The organism is Flavipsychrobacter sp., from assembly GCA_041392855.1.
In the GTDB taxonomy this organism is placed as follows: domain Bacteria; phylum Bacteroidota; class Bacteroidia; order Chitinophagales; family Chitinophagaceae; genus UBA5543.
Genome location: JAWKLD010000001.1, coordinates 2,932,445 through 2,944,416 on the forward strand (window position 1 = coordinate 2,932,445; position 11,972 = coordinate 2,944,416).

Annotated in this window: 12 protein-coding genes; 6 read left to right on the plus strand and 6 right to left on the minus strand. The window is 38.4% G+C overall.

What is annotated here, in order from left to right:
- Positions 1-90: 90 nt before the first annotated feature.
- Complete coding sequence (locus R2800_13480) at positions 91-552, minus strand: hypothetical protein (protein MEZ5018064.1); 462 nt, start codon at positions 550-552, stop codon at positions 91-93.
- Between the two features lie 64 nt (positions 553-616).
- A complete protein-coding gene (gene pckA, locus R2800_13485; GenBank protein MEZ5018065.1) occupies positions 617-2,230 on the minus strand; it encodes a phosphoenolpyruvate carboxykinase (ATP) in 1,614 nt (537 codons plus the stop codon).
- 310 nt (positions 2,231-2,540) lie between these two features.
- Between pckA and atpB the strand changes: the two genes are divergently transcribed.
- The 5 genes from atpB to atpA all read left to right on the plus strand — a co-directional run bounded on the left by atpB (position 2,541) and on the right by atpA (position 6,764).
- Positions 2,541-3,680 carry a F0F1 ATP synthase subunit A gene (atpB, locus tag R2800_13490; protein ID MEZ5018066.1) on the plus strand — a complete coding sequence of 380 codons (1,140 nt, stop codon included), beginning with the start codon at positions 2,541-2,543 and terminating at the stop codon, positions 3,678-3,680.
- A gap of 25 nt (positions 3,681-3,705) precedes the next feature.
- Positions 3,706-3,951, plus strand: coding sequence for an ATP synthase F0 subunit C (gene atpE, locus R2800_13495; protein MEZ5018067.1), 246 nt, complete (start codon positions 3,706-3,708; stop codon positions 3,949-3,951).
- Between the two features lie 105 nt (positions 3,952-4,056).
- Positions 4,057-4,551, plus strand: coding sequence for a F0F1 ATP synthase subunit B (gene atpF, locus R2800_13500; GenBank protein ID MEZ5018068.1), 495 nt, complete (start codon positions 4,057-4,059; stop codon positions 4,549-4,551).
- A 20-nt stretch (positions 4,552-4,571) separates the two neighbouring features.
- A complete protein-coding gene (gene atpH / locus R2800_13505; GenBank protein MEZ5018069.1) occupies positions 4,572-5,135 on the plus strand; it encodes an ATP synthase F1 subunit delta in 564 nt (187 codons plus the stop codon).
- A 48-nt stretch (positions 5,136-5,183) separates the two neighbouring features.
- A complete protein-coding gene (gene atpA / locus R2800_13510; protein ID MEZ5018070.1) occupies positions 5,184-6,764 on the plus strand; it encodes a F0F1 ATP synthase subunit alpha in 1,581 nt (526 codons plus the stop codon).
- Between the two features lie 54 nt (positions 6,765-6,818).
- Here atpA and R2800_13515 read toward each other — a convergent pair whose 3' ends face one another.
- Positions 6,819-7,289: a hypothetical protein gene (locus R2800_13515; protein MEZ5018071.1), complete on the minus strand. Its 471-nt coding sequence runs from the start codon at positions 7,287-7,289 to the stop codon at positions 6,819-6,821.
- A gap of 113 nt (positions 7,290-7,402) precedes the next feature.
- Between R2800_13515 and R2800_13520 the strand changes: the two genes are divergently transcribed.
- Positions 7,403-9,454: a hypothetical protein gene (locus R2800_13520; protein ID MEZ5018072.1), complete on the plus strand. Its 2,052-nt coding sequence runs from the start codon at positions 7,403-7,405 to the stop codon at positions 9,452-9,454.
- A 52-nt stretch (positions 9,455-9,506) separates the two neighbouring features.
- Here the strand turns inward: R2800_13520 and R2800_13525 are convergent, their stop codons facing one another.
- From R2800_13525 to R2800_13535, 3 genes are all read right to left on the minus strand, one after another.
- Entirely contained in the window at positions 9,507-10,913 is a 1,407-nt protein-coding gene (locus R2800_13525) for a M56 family metallopeptidase (protein ID MEZ5018073.1), read from the minus strand.
- Between the two features lie 2 nt (positions 10,914-10,915).
- Positions 10,916-11,299 (minus strand): BlaI/MecI/CopY family transcriptional regulator, encoded by a 384-nt coding sequence (locus R2800_13530; protein MEZ5018074.1) that lies wholly within the window; start codon positions 11,297-11,299, stop codon positions 10,916-10,918.
- 62 nt (positions 11,300-11,361) lie between these two features.
- Complete coding sequence (locus R2800_13535) at positions 11,362-11,958, minus strand: hypothetical protein (protein ID MEZ5018075.1); 597 nt, start codon at positions 11,956-11,958, stop codon at positions 11,362-11,364.
- Positions 11,959-11,972: the final 14 nt, after the last annotated feature.

The following is an 11,972-nucleotide window of genomic DNA, read 5'->3' on the forward strand; positions in this document are numbered from 1 at the left end:
CGCTTCGTTTTTTTTGCATGGCAAATGTAAGGTAGAAACAGGCTAACCTATATTAGGATTATCTATCGGCAGTAGCAGTTTGTTAATAGCCTATTGGTGTGTAGCTTTTGTGTAGAGATATGTTGCGAGTTGTAATAGGCTTTCTGTGGGTTTAAGGTCGTTTGAGGTGCTGTTATTATGTGTTGTAGTAGTGTTATAAATACGTTTGCCTTTTGTGTAATAGCTTTTACTAAAGAGTACTTGTGTAAGTACATCATTTTTAGTTCGTCTCTTCGATTCTAGAATGAACACTAAAGCCCCATCATTATAGTAATAATCTCTATGAATAAAGGAAGTGTCCCTTTTTATGGTTTCAGCTATTTTATGAATTTGTTGCCCTTGCTTGAAATAGATGAGGGTAGTATCGTCGATAGTTTTTTTGACGCGTTTGAGAGTAGCATCCCTATCGATCTTGTCTACTATCTTTTCAATGGTCTTTGTAGCTACATTATGAAATTGAGCTGAGGTAGCTATGGGGATGATGCTTAACAGAAAGAAGAGTAGGTACTTCATAAGCTGAAAATAATAAACCCCGACAATATTGTCGGGGTTTAACTAATATAGTAAGAAATGAGGATTACGCACCTTGCATTACCTTAGGTGCTGCATTACGTATCTCTTCACTTGCTTGGTCTGCAAATTGCTCAAAGTTGTCTATAAATAATTTAGCTAGTTCGTTAGCTTTCTTATCATAAGCTTCTTTGTCTGCCCAAGTCTCACGAGGGTTTAGTACCTCGTCAGGAACGTTAGGGCAAGATTGAGGGATATTAACACCAAACACATTATGTGCTTTGTATTCAACGTTGTCTAGCTCACCGTTCATAGCAGCTGTGATCATAGAGCGAGTATGTTTCAAGCTCATACGACTACCAGTACCGTAAGCACCACCGCTCCAGCCTGTGTTGATCAGCCATACGTTCACATCTTTATGCTCGTCTAGCTTTTTACCTAACAACTCCGCATATTTTGCAGGGTGCAATGGTAAGAATACGCGACCGAAACAAGCAGAGAATGTAGTTTGAGGTTCAGTAATACCAACCTCAGTACCTGCTACTTTAGCCGTATAACCACTGATGAAGTGGTACATAGCCTGACCAGTATTTAATTTACTGATAGGAGGTAGAATACCAAATGCATCACATGTTAGGAAGAAGATGTTTTTAGGATCTCCACCATAAGATGGTTGTTTTACGTTTGGTATATTATGTATCGGGTATGCAGCACGAGTATTTTCAGTGATGCTACCGTCAGTATAATCTACTTCTTTAGTGCCTTCTTTGAAAACGATGTTCTCTAGTAAAGCCTCATGCTTAATTGCCTTGAATATTTGTGGCTCTTTTTCTTCACTAAGGTCAATTACTTTCGCATAGCAACCACCCTCGAAGTTAAACACAGAACCATCTGCCCATCCATGCTCATCATCACCGATCAAAGAACGGTTAACATCAGCACTCAAGGTAGTTTTACCAGTACCTGACAAACCAAAGAATAAAGCTACATCACCGTCTTTACCCTCGTTAGCCGAGCAGTGCATACTTAAGATGTTCTTCTCGTGCGGAAGGATGAAGTTAAGTACCCCGAAGATACCTTTCTTCATTTCACCTGTATAAGCAGAACCTCCAATTAAGATGATCTTACGTGTGAAGTTTACTATAGTAAAGTTGGCTTGACGTGTACCATCTACCTCAGGGTCAGCTTGGAAGCTAGGTACCTGTAGTATATGCCAGTCAGGCTCTTGAGTTTGAATTTCTTCTTCTGTAGGACGAAGGAAAAGGTCATAGCAGAATAAGTTGGCCCAAGGAGCTTCGTTAATAACGCGAATGTTCAAACGGTGCTTAGGATCAGCACAAGCGTAAGAATCACGCACCCATACTTCCTTGTCATTTAGGTAAGCGCAAACCTTGTCGTAAAGTTTGTCAAACACTTCAGGAGATATAGGGATATTGATATTACCCCAATCTACACTGTTTTCAGTGATTGCATCCTTAACGGTAAATTTGTCTTTAGGAGAACGACCTGTGAACTTGCCAGTATTTACACTAAGTGCTCCTGTGCTGTTCAACTCACCTTGACCAAGCTCAATCGTCTTGTTTATCAATTCCTCCGGAGAAAGATTCCAGTTTGCTACGCCAACATTAAGACCCACGTTAGCCAAATTAGCCGATGGGTTCTTTTTACCATGTTCCTGCATAAAAGTCTTTTTGGTATAATTTTTAAACGGCAAAAATAGCATTTATATGCTTTTAGGGCGCATTAAATTTCATCTTTTATGAGAAATGGTTAACAACCTAGCTCTGAGCGCGGTATAAAGGCTGGTTTCTAGCAAAAAAACCTCTTAGAGGCATTAAAATATATAAATATATGAAGGTTGTGCAGATAAAATTAAGAACTAACTTTTTTATGAAACAAAAACGAGTATCTTTGCGCAAAATTAGCGGACGCGGGTGCTTCCTGTGGCTGCTATATTATAGTTTGAATTGATATAATATCAAGACAGAGTAATGAGTTTCAAGCGATTTTTTCCATTTGTAGTATTACTTTTCGCACTATTAGGTGCGTTCTCTCCGGCGATGGCGCAACATGAGCCAGCTCATCAAGATAATGAGCATCATGAGGCTACTGCCGAACATGGTGAAAAAGAAGGCATTAATATGTCTGAGTTAATATTTGGCCACGTATCAGATGCCCACAGCTGGCACTTCTTCGATTTTGGCGGTCACCCTATTAGCTTACCGTTACCTGTTATTATATACCATCCTGAAAAAGGGTTGGAAATGTTCTCTTCTGCAAAGTTTGAGCACGGGCACGCTAGTCACAATGGCTACAGCATACACTTTACTGGAATGAAAGAAGTGATCACTTCTGCTGATGGTGCTAAAATTTTAGATTTCTCTATTACAAAGAATGTATTGTCTATGCTTATCTCTGTAGTACTACTACTATGGATAATGCTAAGCGTAGCTAAGAAGTACAAGAAGAATGGTGTAATGAAAGCACCAAGTGGCATGCAAAACGCATTAGAGCCAGTTATCATCTTCATGAGAGATGAGGTGGCTAAGCCTAACCTAGGTAATAAGTATATGCGCTATATGCCATTACTTCTTACGGTATTCTTCTTTATATGGATAAATAACCTATTAGGATTGCTACCAGGCGGTGCTAACTTTACTGGTAACATTGCAGTTACTGCATGTTTAGCACTTGTAGCTTTCTTAGTTATCATCTTTAGTGGTAACAAACACTTCTGGGGTCACTTATTCAATCCTCCAGGGGTGCCATTCCTTGTAAAAATATTATTAGTAATAATAGAGTTCTTATCACTATTCATTAAGCCAGTTGCTTTGATGATACGTTTGTTTGCTAACATGTTGGCAGGTCACATTGTGATATTGAGCGTAATTTCAATGATATTCATTTTCGGAGCTATGAGTCAGGCTGCGGGTGCAGGATTTACTGTTGTATCTCTTGCGTTCTCTGTATTCATGTTCATGCTAGAGTTGTTGGTAGCGGCTATACAGGCGTTTATCTTCACCAACCTTACTGCGGTATTCGTAGGTCAGGCTATTGAAGATCCACATCACGATCATGACCATGGAACGGAGCAAGACTACCATGTGTCTGAAAATGAAATAATAGCATAGTTTTTTAATCAAAAATCCATATAAAATGTCGTTATTAAACACAATTTTGTTAGACGGTACAGCAGCAGGTCTTGGTGCTATTGGTGCTGGTATTGCAGCAGTTGGTGCTGGTATTGGTATCGGTCAAATCGGTAAAGGTGCGGTTGAAGCTATCGCTCGCCAACCTGAAGCTGCAGGTGACATTCGTTCGAACATGATTCTAACGGCTGCATTCGTAGAGGGTGTTGCTCTTTTCGGTGTAATCGCAGGTATCTTGGCTATCTTCGCATAGTCTTAGAACAAACCATTTAATCTGCACCTAAAGCAGAGGGCCTAAGGTGCAGATTATTTTAACTTTTAAGAAAACAGAATATAATAGTTATATAAATAACAAAGTATGGAGTTGTTAACCCCGGAATTCGGTTTATTCTTTTGGACGCTACTAGCATTCCTTGTCGTTTTATTCATTCTACGCAAATTTGCTTGGAAGCCGATCCTAAACTCTCTTAGCGAGCGTGAAACTGGTATTGCTGATGCAATTGCCAGTGCAGAAAAAGTAAAGCAAGAGATGGCTGCTATTAAAGGTGAAAATGAGCAACTATTAGTAAAAGCTCGTGAGGAAAGAAGCCAAATGCTTAAAGAAGCTAAAGAAGAGCAAGACCGTATCATCTCTAAAGCTAAAGAAGACACTAAGGTGATAGCTGATAAGATGATAGCAGAAGCGCAACTACAAATACAGCAGCAGAAAATGGCAGCACTTACTGAGGTGAAGAACGAAGTAGGTAAGCTATCATTGGAAGTTGCGGAGAAGGTATTGCGCAAACAATTAGCATCAGCAGATTCTCAAGAAGCTTATGCTAAGATGTTGGCTGAGGAAATTAAAATGAACTAGTAAAAGATAGAATTAGTAATATGCAAAATTCTCGTCTCGCTTCACGTTATGCTAAAGCATTGTTAGACCTAGCGGTTGAACAAAATGCTTTGGACACTACTTTGAACGATGTGCAACTACTGGTTGCTGTTGGTAATCAAAGTAGAGACTTTGTGAACGTGCTGCAAAGCCCGATCATTAAGTCGGACAAGAAGCAAAGCATTATAGATGCAGTAGTAGGTGCTCAACTAAATGATTTGGCAAAAGCTTTTGTAAAGCTTTTGATAAACAAAGGAAGAGAAGCTACATTGTTGGATATGGCAGCGTCTTTCATCGAGCAATATAAAGAGATGAAAAACATCAAAACTGTAAGACTAACAACCGCAGTGCCTGCAACAGATGCTGTAAGAGCTGTAGTACGTGAGAAGTTGGCACTTAGCCATCCTAATGCTACTATTGAGCTTGAAGAAACTGTTAATGAAGATATTATCGGTGGTCTTATTATACAAATGGATGATAAGATGTTCGATTTCAGCATACGTAGAGATTTGAACGACGTAAAAGATCAATTCTCTAAAAACTTATATATCTCAGAAATGAGATAACCCAGATTGATAAAAATATATTTAAACATTTATTTAAATACATAAAAAATGGTTGATATAAAACCGGATGAGATTTCGGCGATACTACGCCAACAGTTAACCAACTTTAACGCATCTGCTGATCTTGAAGAAGTAGGTACAGTATTACAGGTGGGTGATGGTATTGCCCGTGTATACGGTTTGAATGGTGTTCGCCAAGGTGAACTAGTTCAATTTGAAAACGGTGTAAAAGCAATCGCACTAAACCTAGAGGAAGATAACGTGGGTGTGGTATTGATGGGTGAAAGTGGTGAAATCAAAGAAGGTGCTCAAGTGCGCCGTACTGGTCAGATCGCATCTATCAAAGTAGGTGAAGGTATGGTTGGCCGTGTGGTAAACACACTTGGTGAGCCTATCGATGGTAAAGGTCCTATAAAAGGTGAACTATATGAGATGCCAATTGAGCGTAAGGCGCCGGGTGTTATCTATCGTGAGCCTGTAAAGGAGCCACTACAAACTGGTATCAAGTCTATTGACGCAATGATCCCAATTGGTCGTGGTCAGCGTGAGTTGGTTATCGGTGACCGTCAAACAGGTAAAACAGCTATCTGTATCGATGCTATCATCAACCAAAAAGAATTCTACGAAGCAGGTAACCCTGTTTATTGTATATATGTTGCTATCGGTCAGAAAGCATCTACTGTTGCAGGTGTGATGAAGACTCTTGAGGAGCACGGCGCAATGGCTTATACTACTATCGTATCAGCTTCTGCATCAGATCCTGCACCACTTCAGTTCTACGCTCCATTTGCGGGTGCTGCTATTGGTGAGTTCTTCCGTGATACAGGTCGTCCGGCATTGGTAGTTTATGATGACCTTTCTAAGCAAGCAGTTGCTTACCGTGAGGTATCTCTTCTACTTCGTCGTCCGCCAGGTCGTGAGGCTTATCCTGGAGACGTATTCTACCTACACAGTCGTTTACTAGAGCGTGCTGCTAAGGTGATCAACAATGATGAGATCGCTAAAAACATGAACGACTTGCCTGAAAGCTTGAAAGATAAAGTGAAAGGTGGTGGATCATTAACAGCATTACCAATCATCGAAACTCAAGCGGGTGACGTATCTGCTTATATCCCAACTAACGTGATCTCGATTACAGACGGTCAGATATTCCTTGAGTCAGATCTATTTAACTCTGGTATCCGTCCTGCAATTAACGTGGGTATCTCTGTAAGCCGTGTAGGTGGTAGTGCGCAGATCAAATCAATGAAGAAAGTTGCTGGTACATTAAAACTAGACCAAGCACTTTACCGTGAGATGGAAGCTTTCTCTAAGTTTGGTGGTGACCTAGATGCTGCTACTAAAGTAGTATTGGATAAAGGTAGCCGTAACGTGGAAATATTGAAGCAAGCTCAATACACTCCATTCTCAGTAGAAAAGCAAGTTGCTATCATCTACTTAGGTACAAACAACTTGATCCAGCAGGTTCCTGTAAATAGAGTGAAAGAATTCGAAGAAGCATTCTTGCACGATATGGAAACTAAGCTACCTGAAATACTAAATGAATTCAAACAAGGTAAGCTTGAGAAAGAAAGCTTGGATAAAATGACTAAACTGGCAAACGACTTGATACCTCAGTTTAAAAACTAATTCAAGAAGTTCCTTATTATAATTATAGCCTCTGTATATTATACAGGGGCTTTTTTATTTTAAGTAATAAGCTTTCAGGTATTTAAATTTTAGTTCTGTTTGAGTAGCTAAGTCAGAAATGTCAGCTTGTGATGCCGAGACTGATATATAATCATGGAATATCTTGAAGCTATCTTCTTCCATATAGAAGCCAATTATGTAGTTGAATGGCTGATCTTCATCTCTCCTTAAAGCCACTTTGAGTTCTTGCTCTAAGTAAGGGAGTCTGGTAGTCATGGAGTCGGTTATATGTCCATATTTAGTGATCAACTTATATTCTCCCGAGTCAGTTTTAGTGGTAGTCAGGATCTCAATACTATATTGGGCTTTGTTATCTTTGATTAAAGATATGGGAATACTATCTGCTGCAATTAGCTGATCGGCAACTGTAGGTGTTCTTATTGGTAGGTCTTGGGTGGTTGCTACTTCGTTATTACAAGCTGAAAATGCTATAAACGCTAGTGCTAAAAGAAGATAGTGTCTCATACTTGCGCAAAAGTAATACCTAAGGGTAATAATAGAGGGGATTTTTTAAGAATGTCTTTAATGAATGCTAAGAATGCCCTACTTTCGAGCAAATAACAATTCTTATTTATAATATGAAAAAGTGGACCTTAGCTTGTATGGCATTATTAGGTGCTCAATTGTCGTTCACCGCATGTAATACAGGTGAACCTCATGAAGAGGCAAAATCAGAATTTAAAGTAGAAGCAGAACAATTTGCTGACCTGAAAGTATTGCGCTATCAGATACCAGGATGGGAAACATTGAGTGCACAACAAAAAGAGTTAGCATACTATCTATATGAAGCAGCACTTTGCGGTCGTGATATTATATATGACCAAAAGAGCAAGAACGGTATTTTACTTCGTAAAACGCTAGAGGCGGCTTTTAGTACTTATAGTGGTGATAAAAATACAGATGAATGGAAGCAATTTGAAGAATACTGTGGTCGTTTTTGGTTCAGCAATGGTAACCACCACCACTATGGTAATGAGAAGTTTGCTCCTGAATGTTCAGAGGCTTTTTTTGCGGAAGTAATCAAGAATAGTGATGCTTCTATGTTGCCTACAGAAGAAGGTGAAGAGGTTGATGCATTTGTTGCTCGTGTTACCCCATTGGTTTACGATATGTCTATAGAGCCAAAGGTTGTTGACCTTCGTGCTGATGTAGATAATGTCGTGATGTCTTCTAACAACTTCTACGAAGGGGTTACTCAAAAAGAAGTAGAAGAATACTACTCTAAATTTAGTGGAGAGGGTGAAGCACCATCTTGGGGGCTTAACTCGAAGCTGATGAAAGAAGATGGTAAGATAGTAGAGAAAGTATGGAAAGTAGGTGGTATGTATTCTCCTGCTATTGAGAAGATTGTTTACTGGTTAGAGAAAGCAATTCCTGTAGCGGAGAACGACCAACAAAAGAAATCACTAGAGTTGTTAGTTGAGTACTACAAAACAGGTGATTTGAAAACATTTGATGACTATAGCATTGCTTGGGCTAATGATACTGAGTCTCGTATTGATGTAGTTAATGGATTTATCGAAGTATATCTTGACGCAATAGGTAAGAAAGGTAGTTTTGAGAGTGTAGTATCTCTTAAAGATCTAGAAGCTACTAAGCGTATCAATGCTATTGCACAACAAGCACAGTGGTTTGAAGATAACTCTCCATTAATGGATGAGCATAAGAAGAAAGAAGTGAAGGGTATCACTGCAAAAGCTATTACAGCAATTGTAGAAAGTGGTGACGCAGCTCCAACTACACCAATTGGTATCAACCTTCCAAATGCTGATTGGATCCGTAAAAATCATGGTTCTAAATCAGTATCGCTAAGCAATATTATACATGCTTACAATGTAGCTAAATCAAAAGGTGGTTTCTTAGATGAGTTTGCTGTAAGTGATGAGGTGAAGGCTAGAATAAAAGAACACGGCAACTTATCGTCTGACTTACACACAGACATGCACGAGTGTATTGGTCATGCTTCAGGTCAAATAAACCCTGGGGTTGAAACAACTGATAAGACATTGAAAACTTATGCATCTACACTTGAGGAAGCACGTGCTGACCTTGTAGGTCTTTACTATGCAATGGATGACAAGCTAATTGAGATAGGTGTAATGGAGACTAAAGAAACGGGTAAGGCAGAGTACGATAGCTATATGATGAATGGCTTGATGACACAATTGACTCGTCTGAAATTGGGTGACAACATTGAAGAAGCGCATATGCGTAACCGTGCATTGAATGCTTATTGGGTTTATGAAAAAGGTAAAGCTGATAATGTTGTTGAATTTGTAAAAAGAGACGGCAAAACATACGTGCAGGTAAATGATTATGATAAACTTCGTGAGTTATTCGGTCAACTACTTCGTGAGATACAACGTATAAAATCAGAAGGTGATTTTGAAGCTGGTAAAAACCTAGTAGAAACTTATGGTGTTAAAGTAGATCAAGAGTTGCATAAAGAGGTATTAGAGCGCTACGCAACTTTGGATGCTAAACCGTATAGTGGTTTTATACAACCTAAGTTGGTGCCTGTAATGGAAGGTGATAAAGTAATTGATGTGAAGGTAGAATATCCGGCAAGCTTCTTTGAGCAAATGATGGAGTATGGTAAGCACTATAGCTACTTGCCTACTAAAAACTAAACAACACTAATAACAGTATAGATAAAAGGCACTGCAAAAGCAGTGCCTTTTATTATTTAACGATGTTGAAATAATCATCCACAAATATGATATAAGGTACAGGTTTGCCATCTTGTAAGAAAACATCAAGCTTGATATCCTCTAACGTGTTGACTATTTTCTGTTCAATATTTTTTCTAGCATCTTCAGTCAGGTCGTAATCCTCTCCTCCATTTGCAAGCCTAAATGCACTTCCTGTTTTAGCTAATTCATAGTATATAATCTTGCCTTTTTGATCTACGATAAGGTTCTCGATGGCATAACGGAAGCTACCTTCTTCCATAGTGTTTAAGGCATCATTAAGATTCTTTTTTATTTCTGTTTTTATATGCTCGGTCGTTTCTTCAAACAGTGGCGGCAGGTTACTGCTTCTATAATATTTTTTATATAGATCTACTCCGTTTAATTTAGCGGGAGAAGGTGTAAGGCTTGTAATTACCATTTGAATTTCTCCTGTTACAGGGTCAGAAACATACACTGTGTCATCAGGCATTTTTTCTGTTAGCTCAATAGTATTCCCTTTGTAGTATATCTTATTTCCCTCTACTTTTTTCTCCTGTGCAAAGAGTAAATTGTTTTGGGTAAAACAAAGCAAAGTGAAAAGTACTAGTGGTGCAATTATTAATTGTTTAAGATTCGCTATTCTCTTAGACTGTTTAGTTAACATTTTGATACGGGATTTTAAAGGTGAGCGAATAAATGAATGGGAGAGTATAGGGGCTGTCTGTAGCATAGATTGTTCTACTAGAAATTGACTGTACTTTTTGATATCATGATCTACCGCTTTATCTGCTTGGTATTCATGTATCATGAGTAGGCGTTTTTCATATAGATAAATCAATGGGTTGAACCAAAATGCTATTTTTAGAAAGTTGATGAATAGTAGGTCAATAATATGCCATGAGTTGATGTGCTGTTGCTCATGTATCAATATTAGGTTTAGCTCATTTGTAGTATAATTTTCTTTGCTACTAATGAACACATAACCAAAGGCAGAAAAAGGAGCGGTCTCTTTATTGATCTCAACAACTTTCCATTGGCCAATTTGTGTTTTTATACCAGACCGTAGCAGCTTTAGTATGAGGTAGACTTCTTTTAATAAAACGATAGTCATTACAGAGGCTCCAATAACATAAATGATCCAGAGCCAAGTTTCTATACTTACTAATGCTGGAGATGTAGTATTTATTACCTGCTCGCGTAGCACTGCCGCTTGTTGTGTTACATCTTTACTTATAGCTGAAGCGTATATGATAGAGCTTTGCTGTAACTGCCATAGCGGGAGTAGAATGCCTAATGAAACCGATGCATTTAGGAAAAGCCTGTTATAGGTATGGAAGGTTTCCCGTTTTAGTAAGAGGTCAAATATAACTAAGCTTACTAGCCATATGCCTGATAGGTTGATGATGTATTGTAACATGGCTATTTCTTTTTAGGTTTATCAATGGATTTTAATAGGTCGTCTAACTCTTTCAGGTTCATGTCCTCATTTTTTACTAAGAAGCTAACCAGCTTTTTGGGGGAGCCTCCAAAATATTTTTCCATCAAGCTTTTTACACCATACTGTGCATATTCCTCCTTTGAAACGACAGAAAAATACTCGTATGTTTTGCCATAGGCTTTATGATCTAAAAAGCCTTTCTTTTCTAATATGCGCACTACCGATGAAATTGTGCTGTGTGGAATATCGGGGTCTCCAAGATGATTTATGATGTCTCTGACAAGGCATGGCTCTATTTGCCATATTATTTGCATCACTTCATCTTCGGCCTTAGTTAAAGAGTTCAATTGTTTATTACGTTTCATAACGTAAATATACGTTATAAGATTGAAAAAACAATTTTTTGTAATAAGTCGGTCGTATCTACTTATTCGCCAACTATGAAAAAGTAGGTGAAGCTACCAATATATGCACGTGGGGTATTGTCTAGTACAAACGTGGTGAATCGCATTTTATGTACCTGACTTTGTACAATAGTATTAATATTTTCTGCCGCTTTGTTGTTTACAGCGATAGTTGTACCCCTTAATTTTTTGTGATATCTCTCCAAGCCTTTTGTCTCATAATATACAATATAGCCTTGCTCATTGACAACCATATTGGTAAGGTGTAGGGCATATTCTCCTTCTTTTAAATTTCGTTTCTCATCCTTGGCAAGTTCATCAATCATCATTTGGTACTTAGTATGTTCTTCCATGCTTTTTTTATGAGCTTCGGTTTCGTATACCGCTTCATTTTCTTCCCAAAAGTGATTGTAGATATCCTTGCCATTAAGTAATAGCGGGCGAGGTTTATCAACAATTTTATTTAGCTTTTTGCCTTTTACATTGATAGTTCTTGCAGATACAACACTCATTGTTACCTCATCCCCAGAAAATGTAGTGATTGTATTGCCACCTTCGGTTTCTTGAGCGAATGCAGGAAGCCATATTAAAGAAAGTAGAACAATGATCATTGACTTCATAACATAAGTATTAT

Coding starts and splice junctions, on each gene's coding strand:
- R2800_13480 (MEZ5018064.1), bottom strand. CDS start 552: ATGAAGTACCTACTCTTCTTTCTGTTAAGCATCATCCCCATAGCTACC.
- pckA (MEZ5018065.1), bottom strand. CDS start 2,230: ATGCAGGAACATGGTAAAAAGAACCCATCGGCTAATTTGGCTAACGTG.
- atpB (MEZ5018066.1), top strand. CDS start 2,541: ATGAGTTTCAAGCGATTTTTTCCATTTGTAGTATTACTTTTCGCACTA.
- atpE (MEZ5018067.1), top strand. CDS start 3,706: ATGTCGTTATTAAACACAATTTTGTTAGACGGTACAGCAGCAGGTCTT.
- atpF (MEZ5018068.1), top strand. CDS start 4,057: ATGGAGTTGTTAACCCCGGAATTCGGTTTATTCTTTTGGACGCTACTA.
- atpH (MEZ5018069.1), top strand. CDS start 4,572: ATGCAAAATTCTCGTCTCGCTTCACGTTATGCTAAAGCATTGTTAGAC.
- atpA (MEZ5018070.1), top strand. CDS start 5,184: ATGGTTGATATAAAACCGGATGAGATTTCGGCGATACTACGCCAACAG.
- R2800_13515 (MEZ5018071.1), bottom strand. CDS start 7,289: ATGAGACACTATCTTCTTTTAGCACTAGCGTTTATAGCATTTTCAGCT.
- R2800_13520 (MEZ5018072.1), top strand. CDS start 7,403: ATGAAAAAGTGGACCTTAGCTTGTATGGCATTATTAGGTGCTCAATTG.
- R2800_13525 (MEZ5018073.1), bottom strand. CDS start 10,913: ATGTTACAATACATCATCAACCTATCAGGCATATGGCTAGTAAGCTTA.
- R2800_13530 (MEZ5018074.1), bottom strand. CDS start 11,299: ATGAAACGTAATAAACAATTGAACTCTTTAACTAAGGCCGAAGATGAA.
- R2800_13535 (MEZ5018075.1), bottom strand. CDS start 11,958: ATGAAGTCAATGATCATTGTTCTACTTTCTTTAATATGGCTTCCTGCA.